The organism is Streptomyces sp. NPDC051636, assembly GCF_044453765.1.
Taxonomy (GTDB): Bacteria; Actinomycetota; Actinomycetes; order Streptomycetales; family Streptomycetaceae; genus Streptomyces.
In genome coordinates this window covers 152474-174929 of record NZ_JBITDA010000016.1, presented here as the reverse complement: position 1 = coordinate 174929, position 22456 = coordinate 152474, and the positions used below count along the sequence as shown (strand labels likewise).

At 72.2% G+C, this 22456-nt stretch carries 17 protein-coding genes; 10 read left to right on the top strand and 7 right to left on the bottom strand.

The annotated features are described in order from the left end of the window. The first annotated feature begins 45 nt into the window (after positions 1–45). The 5 genes from ACIBBH_RS26365 to ACIBBH_RS26345 all read left to right on the top strand — a co-directional run bounded on the left by ACIBBH_RS26365 (position 46) and on the right by ACIBBH_RS26345 (position 6744). Complete coding sequence (locus ACIBBH_RS26365) at positions 46–378, top strand: hypothetical protein (protein WP_399408609.1); 333 nt, start codon at positions 46–48, stop codon at positions 376–378. Positions 379–433: 55 nt separating this feature from the next. Beyond that, positions 434–1357 (top strand): serine hydrolase, encoded by a 924-nt coding sequence (locus ACIBBH_RS26360; protein WP_399408607.1) that lies wholly within the window; start codon positions 434–436, stop codon positions 1355–1357. Positions 1358–1409: 52 nt separating this feature from the next. Continuing rightward, the gene (locus ACIBBH_RS26355) at positions 1410–2429 is read left to right on the top strand and encodes an esterase-like activity of phytase family protein (RefSeq protein WP_399408605.1); all 1020 of its coding nucleotides are present in this window, start codon (positions 1410–1412) and stop codon (positions 2427–2429) included. 77 nt (positions 2430–2506) lie between these two features. Beyond that, positions 2507–6229, top strand: a complete 3723-nt coding sequence (locus tag ACIBBH_RS26350; protein WP_399408603.1) for an ABC transporter ATP-binding protein — start codon at positions 2507–2509, stop codon at positions 6227–6229. A gap of 122 nt (positions 6230–6351) precedes the next feature. Further along, the gene (locus ACIBBH_RS26345) at positions 6352–6744 is read left to right on the top strand and encodes a hypothetical protein (RefSeq protein WP_399408601.1); all 393 of its coding nucleotides are present in this window, start codon (positions 6352–6354) and stop codon (positions 6742–6744) included. Positions 6745–6783: 39 nt separating this feature from the next. Here ACIBBH_RS26345 and ACIBBH_RS26340 read toward each other — a convergent pair whose 3' ends face one another. The 5 genes from ACIBBH_RS26340 to ACIBBH_RS26320 form a co-directional block, all read right to left on the bottom strand. Continuing rightward, positions 6784–10908 carry a trypsin-like peptidase domain-containing protein gene (locus tag ACIBBH_RS26340; protein WP_399408599.1) on the bottom strand — a complete coding sequence of 1375 codons (4125 nt, stop codon included), beginning with the start codon at positions 10906–10908 and terminating at the stop codon, positions 6784–6786. Between the two features lie 5 nt (positions 10909–10913). Continuing rightward, positions 10914–11261, bottom strand: a complete 348-nt coding sequence (locus ACIBBH_RS26335) for a CU044_2847 family protein (protein WP_399408597.1) — start codon at positions 11259–11261, stop codon at positions 10914–10916. A 96-nt stretch (positions 11262–11357) separates the two neighbouring features. Further along, positions 11358–11984 (bottom strand): hypothetical protein, encoded by a 627-nt coding sequence (locus ACIBBH_RS26330; protein WP_399408595.1) that lies wholly within the window; start codon positions 11982–11984, stop codon positions 11358–11360. A 113-nt stretch (positions 11985–12097) separates the two neighbouring features. After that, positions 12098–13930: a glycoside hydrolase family 3 protein gene (locus ACIBBH_RS26325; RefSeq protein ID WP_399408593.1), complete on the bottom strand. Its 1833-nt coding sequence runs from the start codon at positions 13928–13930 to the stop codon at positions 12098–12100. Between the two features lie 294 nt (positions 13931–14224). Continuing rightward, positions 14225–14632 (bottom strand): DUF3224 domain-containing protein, encoded by a 408-nt coding sequence (locus ACIBBH_RS26320; RefSeq protein WP_399408591.1) that lies wholly within the window; start codon positions 14630–14632, stop codon positions 14225–14227. Between the two features lie 100 nt (positions 14633–14732). Between ACIBBH_RS26320 and ACIBBH_RS26315 the strand changes: the two genes are divergently transcribed. The 3 genes from ACIBBH_RS26315 to ACIBBH_RS26305 are packed head-to-tail and all read left to right on the top strand — an operon-like array spanning position 14733 to position 17719. After that, on the top strand, positions 14733–15818 hold the full coding sequence (locus ACIBBH_RS26315; RefSeq protein WP_399408589.1) for a helix-turn-helix transcriptional regulator: 1086 nt from the start codon (positions 14733–14735) through the stop codon (positions 15816–15818). 4 nt (positions 15819–15822) lie between these two features. Next, positions 15823–17064, top strand: a complete 1242-nt coding sequence (gene aroA, locus ACIBBH_RS26310; RefSeq protein ID WP_399408587.1) for a 3-phosphoshikimate 1-carboxyvinyltransferase — start codon at positions 15823–15825, stop codon at positions 17062–17064. A 22-nt stretch (positions 17065–17086) separates the two neighbouring features. After that, on the top strand, positions 17087–17719 hold the full coding sequence (locus tag ACIBBH_RS26305) for a GNAT family N-acetyltransferase (RefSeq protein WP_399408585.1): 633 nt from the start codon (positions 17087–17089) through the stop codon (positions 17717–17719). 292 nt (positions 17720–18011) lie between these two features. Here ACIBBH_RS26305 and ACIBBH_RS26300 read toward each other — a convergent pair whose 3' ends face one another. Then, on the bottom strand, positions 18012–18812 hold the full coding sequence (locus ACIBBH_RS26300; protein WP_399408583.1) for a sugar phosphate isomerase/epimerase family protein: 801 nt from the start codon (positions 18810–18812) through the stop codon (positions 18012–18014). Positions 18813–19033: 221 nt separating this feature from the next. Between ACIBBH_RS26300 and ACIBBH_RS26295 the strand changes: the two genes are divergently transcribed. Both ACIBBH_RS26295 and ACIBBH_RS26290 read left to right on the top strand, forming a co-directional pair. After that, positions 19034–19432, top strand: a complete 399-nt coding sequence (locus tag ACIBBH_RS26295) for a hypothetical protein (RefSeq protein WP_399408581.1) — start codon at positions 19034–19036, stop codon at positions 19430–19432. After that, on the top strand, positions 19429–21534 hold the full coding sequence (locus tag ACIBBH_RS26290) for an ABC transporter substrate-binding protein (protein WP_399408579.1): 2106 nt from the start codon (positions 19429–19431) through the stop codon (positions 21532–21534). The genes ACIBBH_RS26295 and ACIBBH_RS26290 overlap by 4 nt, the downstream gene beginning before the upstream one ends. Before the next feature lie 96 nt (positions 21535–21630). Here the strand turns inward: ACIBBH_RS26290 and ACIBBH_RS26285 are convergent, their stop codons facing one another. Further along, positions 21631–22224, bottom strand: coding sequence for a dihydrofolate reductase family protein (locus ACIBBH_RS26285; protein ID WP_399408577.1), 594 nt, complete (start codon positions 22222–22224; stop codon positions 21631–21633). Positions 22225–22456 lie beyond the last annotated feature (232 nt).

Below are 22456 nucleotides of genomic sequence, written 5' to 3'. Positions count from 1 at the left end.
CATCGACATCGGGCCGCGAGTCATCCACGGCGTGGAGGTGACCGCGTGACCGGGGATCGGGAAAGCGTGCTGCGACTGCTGCCGTGGACCGGCCCCGAAGGCAGACCCTGCTACCTCGTCGGTGACGGGACCGGGCGCCTCTCCCGCGTCGCCGACAGCGTCGAGCGCGTGCGGCTCGGCATGGCGGGCGAACTCCTCCTCCACCACGCCGCCGACCTGCTCGCCGACTCCAGGGCCACTTCCGTGCAACTGCGCTTCCCGGCGGCCCGCCTGGCCGAGGCGCTGCGCGACGTCCACCGCATCGCCGAGAGCCGGGGCGTCCGCCTTCGCGTGCCGGAGTACGACGACCCCGACGACCCGGCCCAGGGTGATGTTTGACTAAAACCCGGGGGTTTCGTACAACCCTTCGCGCGAACTCGTGTGTCATCAGGGCATGACTCACCGGATCACCAGACGCGGGAGAGGACTGGTCGCCATGGCGCTCGGCACCGGCATCCTCATAACCGGCGGGGCCGCCGCACCCGCCTCGGCCACCACTCCCACCGTCAGCTGCACGTCCGCGAAGGCGGGCCTGGCCGACAAGTTGACGAAGGACATCACGGCGGCCCTCGCCAGTCGCAAGGGCACCGTCGCCGTGGGCCTCTACGACCGCTCCACCAAGACGACCTGCACCCTGCGCTCGAGCACCGCCTACGACTCGGCGAGCACCGTCAAGGTCACCGTCCTCGCCACGCTGCTGTGGGACGCGAAGAAGCACAACCGGTACCTGACGAGCACCGAGCAGTCGCTCGCCAAGGCCATGATCACGCAGTCGGACAACGCCGCGACCAGCACGCTGTGGAAGCAGTTGGGCCTGACGAAGATCAAGGGCTTCCTGGCCGCCGCCGGGATGACGAAGACCACGCCGGGAGCCGACGGCTACTGGGGCCTGACCCAGGAGAACGTCACCGACGAGCAGAAGCTGCTCAAGCTCATCACCGCCACGAACAGCGTCCTGAGCGACAACTCCCGCGCCTACATCCTCAAACTGATGGGCCAGGTCGTCTCCTCGCAGCGCTGGGGCACACCGGCGGGCGCGCCCTCCACGGTCTCCGTGCACGTCAAGAACGGCTGGCTGCAGCGCGCCACGCACGGCTGGCGGGTGCACAGCCTCGGCACGTTCAACGGCGCCGGCCACGACTACATGATCACCGTGCTGACGCAGGACAACAGCACCATGGACTACGGCGTCACCACCATCCAGAACGTCGCGAAGGCCATCCACAAGGACCTGGTGCCGACCACGTCGAGCATGGCGCGGTACACCCCGACCAGCGCGCCGCGCGAGGCGTTCGTCGCGGTTCCGGAACAGGGCTGACCTTCACGAGGCGGTCTCCCGCCGGTCACCGGCTCGTCCTACGGTGACCGCCATGCGCCTGAGAACCGTACTCGCCACCCTCACCGCCGGCCTGGCGGCGGCCACCTGCCTGTCCGCCGCCGGGCCCGCCAACGCCTCCGAGGGCAACGCCTGTTCGCCCGCCGTCTCGATCGACCGCTTCTCCGACGCGCTCGACAAGACGACGTACCACGGCACCTTCGTCGGCAACCTGTCCGCGCTCGCCGTGGAGCGGGACGGCACGCTCGCCGCCCTCTCCGACCGTTCCGCGCTCTTCGGCCTGGACACCAAGACCCTGAAGCCGACCGGTGTCGTCCGGCTCGCGGACGAAAGCGGCGCCGCGCTCGACTCAGAGGGCCTGGTCGTCGACGGCGACGGCACCCGGCTGGTCACCTCCGAGACCGAGCCGTCCATCCGCCGCCACTCCCGCGACGGCCGGATCCTCGACCGCCTCCCCGTCCCGCCCTCCCTCCTGGTCGCCCCGGCGGGCCGCGCCCAGTCCAACGGCACCTTCGAGGGCCTCACCCTCCTGCCCGGCGGCCACACCCTGCTCGCGTCGATGGAGTACGCGCTCTCCGGCGACACGGCCGGCATCGTCCGCTTCCAGACCTGGCAGCGGACCCCGGGCGGCCACTTCCGGCTCGGCGCCCAGTACGCCTACCGCACCGACTCCGGTCTCGGCGTCCCGGAGGTCCAGGCGACGCCCGACGGCCGCCTCCTGGTCCTGGAGCGCGGCTTCACCTCCGGTGTCGGCAACACGGTCCGCCTCTACCTGGCCGACCCGCGGCACGCGACGGACACCAGCGGCATCGAGAACCTGACGGGCCAGGAGGGCGTCCGCCTGATCAAGAAGACCCTGCTGACCGACATCGCCACCTGTCCGGCTCTGGGCGCCACCGCCAAGCAGCCCCAGCCCAACCCGCTCCTCGACAACATCGAGGGGATGGCCGTCACCGGCCGGGAGAGGGGCCGCCTGAAGGTGCTGCTGGTGAGCGACGACAACCAGAACGCGGTGCAGACGACACGGTTCTCCTACTTGCGGGTACGTGTGTGATTGTTGCGGAGGGATGAAATCCGCTTCCGTCTGCGTTGGCGTCTTTCGGTAGACCAGGACTGACGGAGGGCACCCGCGTGACAGCGCAACGGGGATGGGCACGGCGACTGGCCGGATACGCGTGGCGGTATCCGAAGGACGTCGTCCTGGCCCTCGGCTCATCCCTCGCCGGCATGGCCGTCATGGCGCTGGTCCCGCTGATCACAAAGGTGATCATCGACGACGTGGTCGGCGACCACAGCCGGGACATGGCGCCCTGGGCCGGGGGCCTGCTGGGCGCCGCCGTCCTCGTCTACGCCCTGACCTACATCCGCCGCTACTACGGCGGCCGGCTCGCCCTCGACGTCCAGCACGACCTGCGGACGGAGATGTACGAGACGATCACCCGGCTCGACGGCCGCCGACAGGACGAGCTGTCCACCGGGCAGGTGGTCGGCCGGGCCACGAGCGACCTCCAGCTGATCCAGGGCCTGCTCTTCATGCTGCCGATGACCATCGGCAACGTACTGCTCTTCCTGATCTCCCTGGTGATCATGGCCTGGCTGTCGCTGCCGCTGACCCTGGTCGCCCTCGCGGTCGCCCCCGCGCTCGGGTACATAGCCAAGCGCAGCCGCGCCAAGCTGCACCCCGCCACCTGGTACGCCCAGGCCCAGGCCGCCGCCGTCGCGGGCGTGGTCGACGGGGCGGTCAGCGGCGTACGGGTGGTGAAGGGCTTCGGGCAGGAGGACCAGGAGACCGGGAAGCTCCGCGAGGTCGGCCGCCGGCTCTTCGCGGGACGCCTGCGAACCATCCGGCTGAACAGCAAGTACACCCCCGCCCTCCAGGCCGTGCCCGCGCTCGGCCAGGTCGCCATGCTGGCGCTGGGCGGCTGGCTGGCCGTCCGCGGCCACATCACGCTCGGCACCTTCGTCGCCTTCTCCACCTACCTCGCCCAGCTCGTCGGCCCGGTCCGCATGCTCGCCGTGGTCCTCACCGTCGGCCAGCAGGCCCGCGCGGGCACCGAGCGCGTACTGGAGCTGATCGACACCGAGCCGTCGATGAAGGACGGCACCAAGACCCTCCCCGCCGACGCGCCCGCGACGGTCGAGTTCGACGACGTGTCCTTCGGCTACCACGACCAGCGCCCCGTGCTCGACGGGCTGAGCTTCGAGATACGCCCCGGCGAGACCCTCGCCGTCGTCGGCTCCTCCGGCTCCGGGAAGTCGACGGTCTCGCTGCTCCTGCCGCGCTTCTACGACGTCACCCACGGCGCCGTACTGGTCGGCGGCCACGACGTGCGCGAGCTGACCCTGGAATCGCTGCGGGCCGCGATCGGGCTGGTCCCCGAGGACTCCTTCCTCTTCTCCGACAGCGTGCGCAACAACATCGCGTACGGCCGCCCCGACGCCACCCAGGAGGAGATCGAGGCCGCCGCCCGCGCCGCCCAGGCCGACCGCTTCATCGCCGAGCTGCCCGACGGCTACGACACCGAGGTCGGCGAGCACGGCCTCACCCTCTCCGGCGGCCAGCGCCAGCGCATCGCGCTCGCCCGCGCCCTGCTCACCGACCCCCGCCTGCTGGTCCTGGACGACGCCACCTCCGCCGTGGACGCCCGCGTCGAGCACGAGATCCACGAGGCCCTCAAGCAGGTCATGCGGGGCCGCACGACCCTCCTCATCGCGCACCGCCGTTCCACCCTCAACCTCGCCGACCGCATCGCCGTCCTCGACGCCGGCCGCCTCGCCGACATCGGCACCCACGAGGAGCTCCAGCAGCGGTCCGCCCTCTACCGCCGCCTGCTCACCGACCCCGACGAGCTGGGCGGCGTCTCCCCGGGGCACGCCCAGCCGGCCGTGCCGGAGGAGGAGGACACCTCCGTACGGGAGGAGCTGGACGCCGAGTTCGACGCCGAGCGCGGCGTGACCCCCCACCTGTGGACCGGCGACCGCGAGCCGAAGGACACCGCCCTCGCCGGGACCCCCGCCACCCCCGGGCTCCTCGCCCAGGTCGAGGCGCTGCCCCCGGCGACCGACACCCCGGACATCGACGAGGCCCGCGCGGTCCGCGCGGAGGACTCCTACGGCCTGCGGCGCCTGCTGCACGGCTTCGGCCTGCCCCTCCTGGTCAGCCTGCTGTTGGTCGCCGTGGACGCGGGCATGGGCCTGCTGCTGCCGATCCTGATCCGGCACGGCATCGACCAGGGCGTCAGCAAGATGGCCCTCGGCGCCGTCTGGTCGGCGTCGCTGCTCGCCCTGTTCACCGTCCTCGTGCAGTGGGCCGCGCAGATCGGCGAGACCCGGATGACCGGCCGCACCGGCGAGCGCGTCCTGTACTCCCTGCGCCTGAAGATCTTCGCCCAGCTCCAGCGGCTCGGACTCGACTACTACGAGCGGGAGCTGACCGGCCGGATCATGACCAGGATGACGACCGACGTCGACGCCCTCTCGACCTTCCTCCAGACCGGCCTGGTCACCGCGTTCGTCTCGGTCGTCACCTTCTTCGGCATCATGGCCGCCCTGCTGGTCCTCGACGTACAGCTCGCGCTGGTCGTCTTCGCGACCCTGCCCCCGCTGATCATCGCCACCTACTTCTTCCGCCGGGCCAGCGTGAAGGCGTACGAACTCGCCCGCGAACGGGTGTCGTCGGTCAACGCCGACCTCCAGGAGTCGGTGTCCGGACTGCGGATCGTGCAGGCCTTCCGGCGCGAGCGGGACGGCCGGCGCCGGTTCGCCGAGCGCAGCGACAGCTACCGCAGCGCCCGCATCCGCGGCCAGTGGCTGATATCCGTCTACTTCCCCTTCGTCCAGCTGCTGTCCTCGGTCGCCGCGGCCTGCGTACTGATCGCGGGCGCGGGCCGGATCGAGGCGGCCACGCTGACGACGGGCGCGCTGGTCGCCTATCTCCTCTACATCGACCTGTTCTTCGCCCCCGTCCAGCAGCTCTCCCAGGTCTTCGACGGCTACCAGCAGGCCACGGTGTCGCTGGGCCGCATCCAGGAGCTGCTCCAGGAGCCGACGTCCACCAAGGCGGCGCGGGAGCCGCTGGAGGTGCTGTCGCTGAGGGGGGACATCGCCTTCGAGGACGTGCACTTCGCCTACGGCGAGGACGAGGAGGCCCTGAGCGGCATCGACCTCACGATCCCCGCCGGTCAGACCGTCGCCTTCGTCGGCGAGACGGGGGCCGGCAAGTCGACGCTGGTCAAGCTGGTGGCGCGGTTCTACGACCCGACCGGCGGGCGGGTCACGGTCGACGGCACGGACCTGCGCGCCCTGGACCTGACGTCGTACCGGCACCGCCTCGGCGTCGTCCCGCAGGAGGCCTACCTCTTCCAGGGCACCGTCCGCGACGCCATCGCCTACGGCCGCCCCGACGCCACCGACGCCGAGGTGGAGGCGGCGGCCCGGGCGGTCGGCGCGCACGACATGATCGCCACGCTGGAGGGCGGCTACCTGCACGAGGTCGCCGAGCGCGGCCGCAACCTCTCCGCGGGCCAGCGCCAGCTCATCGCCCTCGCCCGCGCCGAACTCGTCGACCCCGACATCCTGCTCCTCGACGAGGCCACGGCCGCCCTCGACCTGGCCACGGAGGCCCAGGTCAACCAGGCCACCGACCGCGTGGCCGGGCGCCGTACCACCCTCGTCGTCGCCCACCGCCTCACCACGGCCGCCCGCGCCGACCGGGTCGTGGTGATGGACCACGGCCGGGTCGCCGAGGACGGCACCCACGAGGAGCTGCTCGCCCGGGGCGGACGGTACGCCGAGCTGTGGCGGACGTTCGTCGGCCAGGCGGAGCCGGAGGAGCCGGTCGGCGCCACCCGCTGACGGCCTGTCGACGTGACTCGCTGACGGTCGTGCAACCATCCGACATACGTCATGCGTCCGTACATCAGTACGTTCATGGCTGGTGCGCGGCCGGTGCATGGCCGCGGTTCGGAGGGACGACAGTGGACAGTGGTGCGATACGCCGGCGTCTGGCGCTCGGCGCGGCGGTGTTCGCCGCGTCCGGGCTGTTCGCGCTCGTGGCGCCGGGCAGCGCCCAGGCGGCGACGGCGACGTCCTGCGCCGGACGCGAGGTGAGAACCCTGCCCTTCTCGACCGGCACGGTGCACGTCTACAAGCGCAACGGCTACGTCTGCGCGCTCACCCTCCCCAAGACGTCCGGCACCAGGCGCATGATGTCGGTCAGCGTGCAGGCCCGCGGCAACCGCGCGGTCGTCGACAAGGGCCGCTACGCACACCGCGCGGGCCCGGTGACGGTGCACGCCGGTCACCGCTGCGTGTGGATCAAGGGCTCGGTGGGGCGCGGCACGGTGAGCTCGGGGTGGATCCTGTGCTGACGAGCTGACGAGCTGACGAGCTGACGAGCTGACGGGACGTCAGCGCGGTGGGCATACCTGGCCCACCGAGAGGCCGGGCAGGTATGCCGTCCGTTCCTGCGGAGTGAGGTCGCGGTGGACGGTGCGGCACACCTTCCGGATCGCCTCGGCGGGGTCCTGGAGTTCCGCGGTCCACAGGCGGGCGGTCATGTCGGTGCTGCCGGTGGCGATAATGCGGCCGGCGGGGCTGAAAGCCACCGAATTCACCCAGTCGAAGTGCCCGTGCAGATTTTCCCGTGGTTCACCGGTGGCCACGTCCCACAGCCCGACGTAGTAGCCCGACGCGGTGGCGAGGGTTTTGTCGCCGATGAACGACACCGAGTCCACCGTGGCCGTTTGCTCGGTCAGGGTTCTGCGGAGACTGCCGGTGTCCACATCCCACAGCCGTGCGGTATGGTCCCAGCTGCCGGTGGCGAGGGTGCGGCCGTCGGGGCTGAACGCGAGCGTGTGCACCTCGTCCGTGTGGCCCCACAGGTCTCTCTCGGAGCTGGTGGTGACATCCCACAGACGTACGATGCCGTCGGCGCCGCCGGTGGCCAGGATTGTGCCGTCCCTGGGGCTGAACGCGACTGAATACACCGGGCCCTGGTGTCCGCGCAGGGATGTGCGGGGTTTGTGGGTGCGGACATCCCACAGTTCCACGGTGCTGTCGGCACTGCCGGTGGCGAGGGTGCGGCCGTCGGGACTGAACGCAACCGTTGTCACCAGGTCGCTGTGCCTTTTCAGGTCTGCGAGGTGTCTGCCGGCGTAGTCCCACAGGCGGATGGTGTGGTCGGCGCTGCCGGTGGCGATGGTGTGGCGGTCGGAGCTGAACGCCACCGCGTACACCTCGTCCTTGTGCGGCAGAGTCACGAGACGCTTCCCGGTGGCGACCTCCCACAGGTGCACCTTGTGGTCGCCGCCGGCGGTGGCGAGGGTTTTGCCGTCCGGGCTGAACGCCACGGAATGCACCCAGTCGGTGTGTCCGGCCAGGGTCGTGCGGTGCTTGTCGGTGGCGACGTTCCACAAGCGTGTCGTGTGGTCGGTGCTGGTGGTGGCCAGGGTTTTTCCGTTGGGGCTGAACGCCACCGAAAGGACCTCGCCGGTGTGCCCCAGCAGGGTCGCGAGCTCTGCGCCGGTAGCCGCGTCCCACAGTGCGACCGTGTTGTTGGAGCTGGTGGTGGCGACCGTGCGGCTGTCGGGGCTGAACGCCGCTGCGGTCACCCAGCCGCCTTGTCCGATCAGGGCGGTGCGATCCTCACCGCTGGCCGGATCCCACAGCTGCGTGGTGCCATCGGTACTGGCGGTGGCGAGGGTGCGGCCGTCGCGGCTGAACGCCACCGAATTCACCCAGCTGGTGTGTCCTTCCAGCGGTGGGCGGGGCCGGTGAGTGGCGAGATCCCACAGCAGTACGGTCGTGTCGGCGCTGGCCGTGGCGAGTGTCCTGCCGTCCGGGCTGAACGCAACCGACTTCACCTGGTCGCGGTGCTTTGCCAGGATGGCACGGCGCTCGCCGGTGGCGACGTCCCACAGCTGTGCCGTCTTGTCCCAACTGCCGGTGGCGAGCGTCTTGCTGTCCGGGCTGAAGGCCACCGAGTTCACCTGGTTGGAGTGCCCTGCCAGCGTTCTGAGGCTGTTGCCGGTGGTGGCATCCCACAGTCGCGCGGTCTTGTCCCAACTGCCCGTGGCGATGGTGCGGCCGTCGGGGCTGAAGGCCACCGAATTCACCGGACCGGTGTGCCCGACAAGGAACCTGATCGGTCTGCCGTTCACCGCGTTCCACAGCCGGACGGAATGGTCGTCACCCGCACTCGCCACGGCCACGGTGCGGCCGTCGGGGCTGAAGGCCACGGCGTTCACCGCGTGAGCGGCGAGCAACCGCCGGTTCTCCGGGAGGGATGCGACGGTGCGCAGCATCGCGGTGGATTCGGGGGTCCGGTTGGTGCGGTAGGCCTGGACGGCCAGGAGCCCGGCGAGTTCGGGACTCGGCTCGAAGAGCGCCTCGGCCTCGGCGGCCAGCTGGCGCGACAGCGCCGCCTGCCGTTCCGTGACCGATGTACGCCACTGCCAGACGACGCCCCCCGCACCGACGAGCACGAGCACCAGCAGCCCCGCGAGACCCGCGATCACCCGCCTGCTCCGCCGCGCCGCGGCCTGCTGCCGCTGCTTGCTGGCAGCGAGAAACGCCGCGATGTCCGCCGGCAGGCGTCGTCGGCGCTGCCATTCGAGGCCTTCCACGAGGGCGGTCCCGCCGAGCAGGTCGCCGGGGTGTCTGTCCGCGGCCCAGCGGGCACGCCGCTCTCTCGTGCGGTCGAGCCATTCCTGGAACTGGTGGTCCTGGTCCACCCACTCGCGCAGCGCACCCCAGTCCCGGATGAGCGCCTCGTGGATCAGCTCGGCCACCGGTTCCCCGGGAGGGGCGTCGGGACGCTGGGGCGCGTGGAGCGTCTGTGTGGTGATGATGCGGTGGCGCGCGAGAGCGGCGATGACGTCGTCGACGGACGCCTGCTGCCCGTTGACCACGTCGTCGGGGTTGGCGGCCAGATCGCGCAGTTCGTCCAGGGGGACCTGCGCGCGGACGGCGGTGACGTGGTGGGTGGGGTCGGACGGGTGGACCAGGGAGGTCAGTGCCCGGCGGGCGATGAGCCGTTGCTCGGGTGCCAGCTCCGCCAGGGCGCTGTCGCACCACGTCGTCACGCTTCCGCTGACCCCTCCGATACGGCGGTACGCCTCGTGGGTGAGGTAGCCGTCCTGCCGCCGCAGCCACAGCTGACTGAGGGTCATCTCCAGCAGGGGCAGGACCGTGACGGGTGCCTGCAGCGTGGTCGCCGCCTCCGGGCTGCTGGCAAGGACGTCGGCGATGATCTGCTCGGGCAGCCCCGGCTGGAAACGGAGGCCCACGTCCCGGGCGGGCAGGGTGATGATGTCGTGCAGGTCTTCTCGGCTCAGGGTGCCCGGTACGTTGAGGAGTCCCGGCATCGCGGCGTCCAGCAACTTGGGCGCCAGCGCCGCGAGTTGCGGATAGAAGTCGTCGCGCATGATCAGGATCGCGGTGAGCTTGGCATAGGAGTCGACCACCGAGGCGACCTCGTCGACGACGTCCAGGAGATCCCGCAGCCGGCCGTCGGCGCCCTGGACCAGGAGCTCCTCGAACTGGTCGACGACCAGCAGGACGCGCTGACAGCCCGGCTCGGCCGCAAGCCTTCGATTGACGGCCGCCAGGATCCCTTCACTGGTCGCCCCGGACAGCCCCGCGCGCTCGAACTCGGCCAGCAGGTCCTGTCTCGGCCGGACGAGGACGGGCAGCCACCGGTCACTGCCCGGAAGCTCACACTCCGCCAGCGCCCGCAGGACACCCGCCTGGATCAGCGACGACTTCCCCGACCCCGAGGGCCCCAGCAACAACGTCAGCTGCCGTTGCCGCGCAAGGTTGGCCACGACCTGCCGTACCGCGCCGTCCCGCCCGTGGAACCACCGCGCGTGCTCCGCGGTGAAAGGCTCCAGCCCCCGGTAGGGACACACCTCCCGCTCGGCCAGCTCCGGCAGGATCTCCCGCAGGACCTGCGTCGGGGTGACGTACGCGATGCCCTGCCCCCGCTCGTACGCGTCGGGGGCGGTGATCTCGGTCAGCATGCCGGTGACCAGGCCGGTCACCTCGTCGAGCACGGGGCCGCCGCTGAAACCGGTGGTGAGGTCGTTGGCGTCGGTCAACTGCAGATACGCACACCTGCCGGGGGAGGCGGGCAGCAGATCACCGGTCGTCCCGAAGCCGAAGTGCCCCTCCGGCGGGGCCTGGGCCGGGAAGCCGAACGACCGCACCTGGTGGCCCCGGCATCCCTCCGCGGAGCCCAACGGGAGCGTCCGCATGCCCGCCGTCGTACCGCCCAGTCGGACGAAGGCCACGTCCTCGTCCTCGGGAGCCCGCCAGAGGGCCGCCAGGACCTGGCCCTCGACCCCGTCCCCGCCCTCCGCATGGGGGAAGGCCAGCCGCACGCTCTCCCCGGGCCCACCCCCCGCGGCCCGGACGACGTGCGCACAGGTGACCAGCATGCCGTCGGCTACCAGGAATCCGGCCCCGGCGACCGTCCCGTCCGGTCCGAGGACCTGGGCGACCGCGCCGGGCAGCTCCCGCTCGGTGCTGTCCACCGGGATCAGCCCCGGTCCTCGTCCGCCTGGTCGTGCCCGGTGCTGTCCCGGCTCCACGACAGGGTCACCTTCAGATGGCAGGTCGCCCGGCTCTTCGTGATCACGGCCCCGGCCTCGACCGCGAGGTCCACCCCGAACGCGACCGAAATCTCGTCGGGCCGGGCCTTGCGCAGTTGGTCGAGCGTGGCCCGCGCGGCCTCCGTGACCGGCTCCAGGGCCTGCTGCAGAGTCCTCGGCAGCTCATGCACCGCGTCGCCGGCCCGACCGGCCTTCACGGGGCCCGGCGGCGCGGCCGGTGCCTCGACCAGGAGGCAGCCCCCGCCCTCCAGCGGAATCCGAGTCAGAGCTGCCAAGACGCCTCCAAGACTGTCCTCCTGGCCAGGATCACCGGACCCTGGCCAGGACCGCAGCCCGGAGTAGGCCGTACGCACGATCCGCCTGCCGTCCGGTCACACCCGCCGGGCGCACCCCACCGGATACCGGCCGCCGAGCTGGACGTACAGCGCCGTCGACGCCGGGCACGCGGTGCGGGTCGGCACCACCTTGGTGATCTTGTACTGGGGCTTCCGCCCGCCCGAGCCGTCGCACGCGGTCTCGCGGACCTGGCCGCCGCCGGAGCCGTGGACGCAGTCGCCGGTGATCGTGCGGGGGCCGCCGCCGGCGCCGGGGTCGCCGGGATGCGGGGGTTGCAGGTTGCGCATGCAGGCGTAGCCATGGGGGACCGTGCCGTCGCCGTCCTCGTCGGAGGCGGGGCGCTGCTCGCTGATGTGCAGGACGAAGTCGGTGGTCGGCGGGCACAGCGGGCCGTCGCTCGCCGTGCCGTCGTAGCGGGCGACGACCCGGGCCGCAGCCCGTTCGCCGGCGCACGGGACCTCGGTGAAGCTGGTGGTCCCGAAGGAGCTGCACTCGTCGACCCCGAGGAACTGGGCGCCGTAACCGTTGGTCGGGGCGGGCGTGGCCGCCCCGGCCGGGATGCCGCCTCCGGCGGCCCCCGGCGCCCGCTGACACCCCGCCAGCAGGGCCGGGAGCAGCGCCAGCAGGCCGCAGACCACCGTCCCGGAACGTCTCCCGCGCATCGCCACCCCCCGGGCACCCCCGGCTCGGCGTGGCCCGCGGCGACGGGGCCACGCCAGACGTGTGGGAGGCTTTCCGCCCGTTGTGAGTGTTACGCCCGATGAGTGACGTACGTCTAGTACGTCAGCCCGTGGCCGATGGGGTACAGCACCTGGGCCGGATCGTCCGCCCGCTGCACCGGCACCGGCAGCCTCCCGCGCGGCCCGACCCGCCCGGCGATCACCCGGGCGGCGGCGCGCAGTTCGACGTCCGTCCAGGAGTAGGTCGCCAAGTATCCTTTCACGGACGGAAGTTGGGCCACGTCGTAGGGGTTGCGGACGGCGACCGCCACCACCGGCCGCCCCGCGCCGACCAGCCGGTCCACCAGCGTCTTCTGGCCGCCGGCCGCCGTGATGTTGTACGTCGCCACGACCACCGCGTCCACGTCCTGCGCGGCCGTGACCGCCTTGGCGACGGTCGCGGCCGAGGGGGCCGTCCCGGTCGGCAGGGCGGTGGCCGTGAAGCCCAGTTCGGTGAGGGCGGCGGCCAGGACGCCGGTGGGCGGACCGGTGGTGCCGGAGGGGGACGCCGGGTCGGCGCCGACCACCAGCAACTTGGGGTGCGTGCGGCGGGAGAGCGGGAGGAGGCCGCCCTCGTTGACCAGGAGCGTGGTCGTGCGGTCGGCGATCCGGTCGGCCGCCGCGAGGTGCCGCGGCGTGCCGACCGTGCGGTCGACGCCGGCCGCCGTGACGTACGGATGGTCGAGCAGCCCCAGCTTCGCCTTCAGCCGCAGGATCCGCAGGATCGATTCGTCCAGCCGTGCCTCGGTCAGCTCACCGTCGCCGACCGCCTTGAGCACGGCGTTCCAGGCCACCTCCAGGGACGGCGGATTGAGGAGCTGGTCGACACCCGCCTTCAGCGCGAGCACGGGCACCCGGTCGTCCCCGTATTTGCTGCGCACGCCCTCCATACCGAGGGAGTCGGTGACCACGACCCCGTCGTAGCCGAGTTCCCCGCGCAGGATTCCGGTGAGGATCGGGTGGGAGAGAGTGGCCGGGTCGCCGGATTCGTCGAGAGCCGGGAACTGGATGTGCGCGGTCATGACCGCGTCGATGCCCGCCCTGATCGCCGCCCGGAAGGGCACCGAGTCCAGCTCCTCCCACAGCTGACGGCTGTGCGTGATGACCGGGAAGCCGTAGTGGCTGTCGACGGCGGTGTCCCCGTGCCCCGGGAAGTGCTTGGCGGTCGCCGCGACCCCGGCCGCCTGATACCCCTTCACCTCGGCCGCCACCAGCCCGGCCACGGCCTCGGGGTCGGCGCCGAAGGCGCGTACGCCGATGACCGGGTTGGCCGGGTTGACGTTCACGTCCGCGTCGGGGGAGTAGTCCTGGCGGATGCCCATGGCGCGCAGCTCGGCCCCGGAGATCCGGCCGAGCGTGCGGGCGTCGGTGCGCGAGCCGCCGGCGCCGATCGCCATCGCACCGGGGAACAGGGTGGCGGGCTTGCCGACGCGGCAGACGGCGCCGTGCTCCTGGTCGGTGGTGATGAGGACGGGCAGGCCGCGGGGCCGGCTGAGCGAGGCCTTCTGGATGCCGTTGGAGAGGTCCGCGATCTGATGGGGATCCCGGGTGTTGTGGGCCCAGGTGAAGTAGATGATGCCGCCGACCCGGTACCTCGCGATCAGCTCGGCGGCCGTCCGTACGCCGATCTCCTTGAGGTTGGCGTCGATGTCGGCCTGGTCGGGGGCGGTGGCCGAGTGCCCGTACACCCGCATGACGAAGAGCTGGCCGACCTTCTCCTCCAGCGTCATGCGGGAGAGGAGGGCGCGCAGCCCGCGGTCGTCGTGGGGTACGGCCTGTGCGGTGCCGCCGACCGACGCGGCGGCGGTGAGACCCGCCGTCGCGGCGAGGACGGTACGTCTCGAGGGGCGTGCGGTGTTTCCCGTGCTTCCCGTGCCGGTGTGGTGCACGTGCGCTCCTTCCGGAAAGGATCCGCTGGAGGTCCGCTGAAGGAAACTTCCGAGGAGTCACCCATATCCGGGAAGTTTCTGCCAGTCAAGGGAATGCACAGTAACCAGAAGGGGGCCGCCACCGGCGCAGCCGGAGGGGGGCGCGCCGATGGCGGGGTGCTGCCGGGCGCGGTGCGGCGGAGAGGGTGGTCAGCGATCGCAGCCGGCAGCGAGGGCCGACACCGCACCGCGCGAACTCCTCCGGCAGTCCGCGGGTTGGACGGAGCCGGGTGCGGGCGGGTTCCCGTGTCGCCGTCAGTCCAGGTCGTAGGCGAAGGAGTAGGGGAAGGGCGTCTCGCCGGGGCGGTAGGTGAAGGTGCCGGTGCCGCGCAGTCCGGTCAGCTCCCCGGTGCCCGTCCCCGGCACCACCTCGAAGGAGCAGCGCACCGAGCCGTCCGCCTCGAACGACCCGCGCTCCTCCAGTACGAAGCTTCCCTCCCGCCCGTCCAGCCGCCCGCTCAGCAACTCCAGCCCGGTGAACGTACCGGTCTTCTCCGTGCCGTAGACGATCGTGTACTCGCAGGTCGTCGGGGCGGCCTCGATGCCGCCGGTGAAGGTGTTGGTGACGGAGGCGCGGGCGAGCCTCGGCAGGGGCTCCTGCGGGCCGGCCGGGTTCTCCTGCCAGTCGGCGTAGGAGATGCGGCCGGTGGTGTGCGTGGGCATGCGGGTCCTTTCGGTCGTGCGCCGTGCGGTGCGTGCCCAGCCTGGCCGCCGTACCTGACACCTTCTGTCAGGTACGCCGACGGGACCGCAGAATGACGCCATGCGTGCCGACCGGCTCCTCTCCCTGCTCCTGCTGCTCCAGAACCGCGGCCGGATGACCGCCCCCGAACTCGCCGCGGAGCTGGAGGTGTCGGTCCGCACGGTCTACCGGGACATCGAGGCACTCAGCGCCTCGGGCGTACCGGTGTGCGCCGACCGCGGCCCCGCCGGCGGCTACCGCCTGATGGACGGCTACCGCACCCGCCTGACCGGCCTCACCGACGCCGAGGCCGGTGCCCTCTTCCTTGCCGGAGCACCCGGCCCGGCACGGGACCTGGGCCTCGGCGCGGTCCTGGCGACCGCCCAGCTGAAAGTGCGCGCGGCCCTGCCGGCCGAGCTCGCCGAACGCACCCGGCGCGTCCAGGAGCGCTTCCACCTCGACACCCCGGCCTGGTTCCGGGACGCGGACCCGGTGCCGTGTCTGGAGCCGGTCGCGCGGGCGGTGTGGGAACAGCGGGTGCTGCGCGCGCACTACCGGCGCTGGCGCGGGGAGGTACGGCGGGAGCTGCGACCGCTCGGACTCGTACTCAAGGGCGGCAACTGGTACCTGGTGGCGCTGGCGGACGCAGGCGGCGGGACAGGGGAGGGCGAGCGGACGGACGGGGCTGCGTGCAGGGACGGGACGGTACGGACGTACCGCGTGTCGAGGTTCCTGACCGTGGACCTCACCGACGACACCTTCGAGCGGCCGGCCGGATTCGATCTGGCCGCCCACTGGGCGGAGTCCTCCCGGCGCCTGGAGGAGGCGCTCCACCAGGACACCGCCCGCCTGCGGATCTCGCCCCGGGCCCAGCGCCTGCTGCCGATGCAGTTCGGGGCGCCCGGCAGGCGGGCCCTGGACGGTGCCGGGCCGCCGGACGGTGAGGGCTGGGTGGAGGTGGAGCTGCCGGTGGAGGCGCGGGCCGTGGCGGTCACCGACCTGCTCCGGCTCGGCACGGAGGCGGAGGTGCTCGGCCCGCCCGGGCTGCGGCAGGCGGTCACCGAGGCCGTGGCCGCGCTGGCCCACCGCTACGGCCTGGCGGCGCGGCGGTCTCCGGTCCATTCACCGGACGCACCGGCGGCGGAGGAAGCCGACGCCGGATCATGACGTCATGCCTGTTGCCGACATACCCGGATCCAAGTCCATCACCGCCCGCGCCCTCTTCCTGGCGGCGGCGGCCGACGGCGTCACCACCCTCGTACGGCCCCTGCGCTCGGACGACACCGAGGGCTTCGCCGAGGGCCTCACCCGGCTCGGCTACCGCGTGGGCCGTACACCGGGCGCCTGGCAGGTGGACGGCCGCCCCCAGGGCCCGGCGGCCACCGACGCCGAGGTGTACTGCCGGGACGGCGCGACGACGTCCCGCTTCCTGCCCGTGCTCGCGGCGGCCGGGCACGGCACCTACCGGTTCGACGCCTCGCCCCAGATGCGCCGCCGCCCCCTCGGGCCGCTGACCCGGGCCCTGCGCGACCTGGGTGTGGACCTGCGCCACGAGGAGGCGGAGGGCCACCACCCGCTGCGGATCGCGGCGGCCGGCGTCGAGGGCGGGGAGGTGGTCCTGGACGCGGGCCAGTCCTCCCAGTTCCTGACCGCACTGCTGCTGCTCGGCCCCCTGACCCGCACGGGCCTGCGCATCCGGGTCACGGATCTGGTCTCGGCGCCGTACGTGGAGATCACGCTCGCGATGATGCGGGCGTTCGGGGTGGAGGTGCGCCGGGAGGGCGACGGCGACGTCTTCGTGGTCCCGCCCGGGGGATACCGCGCGACGACGTACGCCGTCGAGCCCGACGCCTCCACCGCGAGCTACTTCTTCGCGGCGGCGGCGGTGACACCGGGCGGAGAGGTGACCGTGCCCGGCCTGGGGACCGGGGCGCTGCAAGGGGACCTGGCCTTCGTGGACGTGCTGCGGCGGATGGGCGCGGAGGTGGAGGCCGGCAAGGACCGTACGACGGTGCGCGGGACGGGCGAGCTGAGGGGGGTCACGGTGAACATGCGGGATATCTCGGACACCATGCCGACCCTGGCCGCCATCGCCCCGTTCGCCTCCGGCCCGGTCCGCATCGAGGACGTGGCGAACACGCGGGTGAAGGAGTGCGACCGGCTGGAGGCCTGCGCGGAGAACCTTCGGCGGCTGGGGGTGGGGGTGTCCACCGGCCCGGACTGGATCGAGATCAGCCCGGGCGAGCCCGAGCCCGGGGTCCGGATCACGTCGTACGGCGACCACCGCATCGTGATGTCCTTCGCGGTGACCGGGCTGCGGGCGCGGGGTATTTCGTTCGACGATCCCGGGTGCGTCCGCAAGACTTTCCCGGACTTCCACGAGGCGTTCGCGGAGCTGCGGACGGGGCTGTGACGGGGTGAGGGGCGTCAGCGACATGAGCTTCGAGCTGGAGGGGCCGGTTCTGGAAGGCGCGCTGGTGCGCCTCGAACCGCTGGACCACCGCCATGCGGCCGACCTGGCGAGGGCGGCCGAGGAGAACCGGGACACCTACGCGTTCACCTGGGTACCCCGGGCCGGTGAGGTCGGCGCCTACGTCGATGCCCAGCTGGCCCGGGCCGCGACGGGACGCCTGGCGCCGTACGCCCAGATATCGACGGCCACGGGCCGGGCGGTCGGCGCCACGGCGTACTGGGAGCCGCGCTGCTGGCTGACCGACGATCAGCTGGACGCCGTGGAGGTCGGCTTCACCTGGCTCGGCGCGTCGGCGCAGGGCACGGGAGTGAACGCCGAGGCCAAGCTCCTCCTCTTCCGGTACGCGTTCGAGCACTGGGGCGTCTCGCGGGTGGACCTGAAGACCGACGCCCGCAACAGCCGCTCCCGCGCGGCCATCCAGAGCACGGGGGCGTGCTTCGAGGGCGTGCTGAGGAACTGGTCCCGCTCGTGGGCGCCGGGGGAGGACGGGCGGCTCCGGGACTCCGCGATCTTCTCGGTCACGGCGACCGAGTGGGCGGAATGCCGGGTGCGGTTGGAGGAGCGGGTGGCCGGGTTCCTGTCCCGAGCGGGGTGAGATGTCCGGCGCCCTTCCCCCGGCCCCAGCCCCTCACCACTCGTCCGGCGGGGTAGCGCCGTCCCGGAGTTCCGGCGTCGTGGCGCCCACCGCCAGCAGGAACAGCAGGCCGCCGCTGATCAGGGCGGTCGTGCCGGAGGTCCAGCCGGACCGTCACGCCGATCAGCAACCGTCGGCACACGGGGGAGGCGCGCCGGGGGCGGGTGTCGATGAGGGTCCGCGTCAGGCTCATGAGAGCGCGGCGGTACGGCGTGGCGGCGCGGGCTGCTGGATCACGGGCGGCCCCCGGCTCCTACGCGGAGTCGCTCAGCAGCCGTACCAGGTGCTCCCGGCCAGGGCCCAGCAGTTCGGGCAGCGGGGCGGCCGCCTCGTACCACCGCTTCTCGTACTCCCAGCACAGCCAGCCGTCCCAGCCGTGCCGGGAGAGCACCTCCACGCACTCGGTGAGCGGCAGCACGCCGGTGCCGAGCGGCAGCGGGGTGGTGTCCTCGGCCGAGGCGATGTCCTTGACCTGGACGTATCCGAGGTGCGGGGAGAGCGCCGCGTACGTCTCCGCGGGCTGTTCGCCGCCCAGCCAGGTGTGCATCACGTCCCACAGCGCGCCGACCTGGCGGTGGCCGACCGGGCCGAGCACGCGGATCGCGTCGGCGCCGGTGCGGTGCGAGTCGTGGGTCTCCAGCAGCACGCGGACACCGAGGGCGGCGGCGTCCTCGGCGGCGGTGCCCAGCCGCCGGGCGGCCGTCGCGTCGGCCTCGGCCAGGGGCTGGTCGGGGGCGGCGCCCGGGAACACGCGTACGTAGGGGGCGCCCAGGTCGTGGGCCAGTTCGAGGAGTTGACGGATCTCGCCGAGTACGGGCTCGTCGTCACCCGGCGCGGCGACGCGAGCGTACCCGGCGACCCCCAGCGGCTCGACCCTCGCCGCCTTGAACGCGGCGGCCACCTCGGCCCGCTCGGCGGGAGCGAGGCCCGGGTGCACCGGTTCCTCCGGGTGGGCGCGCAGTTCGACGCCGTGGTAGCCGTGTTCGACCGCGAGGGCCAGTACCTCCGGTACGGGCAGGCCGGGGACACCGAGGGTGGAGAACGCCAGCTTCATGCTCAGCGAGCCTACCCGCCGCGGCGGGCACGCCGGATGCTCTGGACGTGCCTTTCCCGTGCCTTTTTCCGTACCGTTTTTTGTACCTTTCCATGTCTTTCCGCTCAGGATTTCCCCAGAAGCTGTCGATCTTCTGGTGGCGATGTTGCGTTTTCTGCGACGCGTACGAGGTGCTTGCGCCGCGGCTATGATGCCGAGATCACCGGCGTGCAGGGGGAAGCATGCGGCTCGGCATCGAAGTGCCCGGCGACGAGGGCGGACAGCTTCGCTCGCTCCAGAGCTGGCTGGCGCGTGACCCGGCGACAGCGGGCTCGGTCCTCTCCCTGCGGGCCCGCGACGAGCGACCGGGCGCCATGGGCGGCGCCACCGGCCTGGACCTGATCGACGTGGTGCTCAGCAACGCCGTGGGCCTGGGCGGGCTGCTCCTCGCCGTCGCCAACTGGCGTCAGTCACGCGGCAACGCACCCCGGGTCCGGGTGGAGCACGAGGGCGTCACCGTGACGGTGAGCGGAGCCGACCCGGCACAGATCGAGCGCCTGGTGCGCGATCTGACGGGGGGACAGTCCGGCGACGAGGACGGCGCGGCTGCTCCGACCGCGCCCGCCGGGCCGCGAGGATGAGCGGACTCTCCGACCCGGCCCGCAGTCGGGCCCTGTTGATCGGCGCCCACTCCTTCGCCCATCCGGATCTCGAGCCGCTGCCCGCCGTCGCGCACAACCTCGCCCGGCTCGCCGAACTGCTGTGCGACCCCGGCGTCTGGGGTCTCCCGGCCGGCCACCTCAGCGTGCTCGCGGAACCGGACCGCGACCGGACGCTGGAAGAGGTCACCCGCCTGGCCGAGGAGGCCGAGGACACCCTGCTGGTCTACTACGCGGGCCACGGCTTCGTACACGAGTTCTCGAACGAGCTGTATCTGGCCCTGCCCCGGACCAACCCCCAGCGCCTGTACAGCGCCCTGCGCTACCAGGACATCCGCGAACTCCTGCTCGGCCCGCAGGTCCGGGCCCGCCGCAAGGTGGTGATCCTCGACTGCTGCTGGAGCGGTCTCGCGCTGGGCGGCGCCATGGCGGCGGGCGGACTCGGCGGGCTGTCGGCCATCGGCGGCACCTTCGTCCTGACCGCCACGTCGGAGACGCGGACGGCGCTGGCACCGCCCGGGGAGACCTACACGGCGTTCACCGGCGAGCTGATCGACGCTCTCGACCACGGCGTGCCCGAGGCCCCGCCCCTGCTGACCATGACGACGCTCTACCACCATCTGTACGACTCCTTGGTGGCCAAGGGACGGCCTGCCCCGCAGCAGCGCAACGGCAACACCGCCGGCTCGATCGCCCTGGCCCGCAACCGGTACCGCCCGTCGGCGGCGAAGCCGGAGCCGGAACCTCCCGCACCGGAGCCTCCCGCACCGGTGCCCGAACCGGCCCCCCGTCCCCGCCGCCCCCGCCCCCGCCCCCGTCCCCGCCGCCGGACGGTCGTGGCGGCCTCCGTCCTCCTGGTCGCGGTGCTGGGCTCGCTCCCCGTGGTGCTGAACCTGCTCGCCGACGGGGGCACGGACAACGGCTCCAGCGGGGGCACCGCGGCACATGACAACTCGAAGGCGGCCAAGAACGTCACCGTGAAGATCGGCGCGAGCGTGCCCCTGACCGGCGAGCTCGCCGACATGGGCAAGGGCATCAGGAACTCGGTCGAGCTGGCCGTGCACGAGGCCAACGCCGAGGGCTACGCCCCCGGGATCACCTTCCAGGTCAAGGCCCTGGACGACAAGGCCGTGCCCGCCCTGGGGCAGCAGAACGCCCGGGCGCTCGTCGCCGACCGCAGCGTGCTGGGTGTGGTGGGACCACTGAACTCCGGGGTGGCGGCAGGCATGCAGAAGGTGTTCGCCGACGCGCACCTCACCCAGATTTCCCCCGCCAATTCGGACCCGGCCCTCTCGCTGGGCGCGGACTGGGCCGAGGACGCGAAGGCCAGACCGTACGACACCTACTTCAGCATGGTGGCCGACGACAGGGCCCAGGGACCGGCCGCCGCCCGCTACCTGTACCGCGACGACAAGCGTCGCAAGGCCTTCGTCGTCGACGACCGGCAGGCCTACGGTGCCACGCTGGCGGGCACCTTCGAGGAAGCCTTCCGGGAGGAGGGCGGGACCATCGTGGGAGTGGACCATGTGAGTACCGGCCAACACGACTTCACCACCCAGGTCGCGAAGGCCGAGAGCACCGGCGCCGACGTCCTGTACTTCGGCGGGGGGTACGTCGAGGCGGCCGAGCTCAGCAAGCAGCTGCACGCCACCGACCCGGACATCCGGCTGGCCGGCGGTGACGGCATCTTCACGGACACCTACGCCGAACTGGCGGGCGACGGCGCGGAAGACGACGTCTGCACGGGGCTCGGCGCCCCCGCCGACGCGCTCGCGTCGGCCAAGCCCTTCGTCGCCGCCTACCGGAGAGAGGACTACGCGGGCGACTACAAGCCCTACGGCGCGTACGCCTATGACGCCACCTGGGCGCTGGTGCGCGCCGTCAAGCAGACCGTGCACCCGGGTGCCGTCACCCCCCTGCCCGCGAGTGCCAGGGCCGGCGTGCGGGCGGCGGTGCAGAAGACCGACTTCGACGGGGTGACGGGGACGGTCGGATTCGACGGGTACGGCGCCCCCGTGTCCCGGACGGTCACCGTCTACACGCTGCGCAACGGCTCCTGGGTCCGCCGGACGTCCCTCTACTAGGTCCGGTCGTCCAGGTCCGGTCGGCACCTTCCCGCCTGCCCTGCGGGCGGACGACGGGAAGGTGCCGGCAGGAGTCCAGGCCTCGCCGCTGTCCGCCTATTCCGCGACGGGCCGGTAGACGTTCACCTGCACGCCCGTCTTACCGGTGACCGTGGAGACCAGCTCCAGCGTCCGCTTCGCCCCGTCCCCGGGGAAGATCGACTTACCGCCGCCGAGGATCACCGGCATCACGACGAGCTGCAGCTCGTCGACCAGTCCCTCCTCGAGCAGCGTCCGGACCAGCGTGGGGCTGCCCATCATCGCCAGGTCCCCACCGTCGGCCGCCCGCAGCTCACGGATCCGGGCGAGGGCCTCGCCACCCGGGATCCGGACGGTGTTCTCCCAGGTCAGCTCGTCATCCCCGAGGCTGTCGGAGACGACGTACTTCCGCATGGAGTTCAACCGGTCCGCGAACGGATCCCCGGCGCGCTCCGGCCACGCCGCCGCCATCGTCTGCCACGTCCGCCGCCCGTACAGCAGCGCCTCCGCCTTCTCCAGCCCCGCGGTGAAGGCCCCGCCGACCACCTCCGGGTCGAAGAACGGATGCGACCAGCCCCCGTGCGCGAACCCCCCGTCGGTGTCCTCCTCGGGCCCACCGGGCGCCTGCACGACTCCGTCGAGGCTGATGAACTCGGTGACTACGACACGCATGGGAGTCGCTCCTCTTGGTTGCTACGGCGTACACAGCGCTTACGGAACGGAAGACCGACACCCCGCCCGAAACTCATCGCAGGGGTCGAGCACCACCTCGCTCAATGGGAGGATCTGGGCCACAAACAGTCCGCAAACGCGCAGGTCGGCCAACGCGGATGTGGCCCGTGTCCTCCCATCGCCGACGGCCGCAAGGCAGTGGCAGCGTGCAGTGGGCCCCCGTACCCGCGCC

Excerpts from the sequence above, each read along its gene's own strand:
- ACIBBH_RS26330 (WP_399408595.1), bottom strand. The coding sequence starts at position 11,984 with ATGCGCGGGAGACGTTCCGGGACGGTGGTCTGCGGCCTGCTGGCGCTG.
- ACIBBH_RS26305 (WP_399408585.1), top strand. The coding sequence starts at position 17,087 with ATGAGCTTCGAGCTGGAGGGGCCGGTTCTGGAAGGCGCGCTGGTGCGC.
- ACIBBH_RS26285 (WP_399408577.1), bottom strand. The coding sequence starts at position 22,224 with ATGCGTGTCGTAGTCACCGAGTTCATCAGCCTCGACGGAGTCGTGCAG.
- ACIBBH_RS26300 (WP_399408583.1), bottom strand. The coding sequence starts at position 18,812 with ATGAAGCTGGCGTTCTCCACCCTCGGTGTCCCCGGCCTGCCCGTACCG.
- ACIBBH_RS26320 (WP_399408591.1), bottom strand. The coding sequence starts at position 14,632 with ATGCCCACGCACACCACCGGCCGCATCTCCTACGCCGACTGGCAGGAG.
- ACIBBH_RS26315 (WP_399408589.1), top strand. The coding sequence starts at position 14,733 with ATGCGTGCCGACCGGCTCCTCTCCCTGCTCCTGCTGCTCCAGAACCGC.
- ACIBBH_RS26360 (WP_399408607.1), top strand. The coding sequence starts at position 434 with ATGACTCACCGGATCACCAGACGCGGGAGAGGACTGGTCGCCATGGCG.
- ACIBBH_RS26355 (WP_399408605.1), top strand. The coding sequence starts at position 1,410 with ATGCGCCTGAGAACCGTACTCGCCACCCTCACCGCCGGCCTGGCGGCG.
- ACIBBH_RS26290 (WP_399408579.1), top strand. The coding sequence starts at position 19,429 with ATGAGCGGACTCTCCGACCCGGCCCGCAGTCGGGCCCTGTTGATCGGC.
- ACIBBH_RS26295 (WP_399408581.1), top strand. The coding sequence starts at position 19,034 with ATGCGGCTCGGCATCGAAGTGCCCGGCGACGAGGGCGGACAGCTTCGC.
- aroA (WP_399408587.1), top strand. The coding sequence starts at position 15,823 with ATGCCTGTTGCCGACATACCCGGATCCAAGTCCATCACCGCCCGCGCC.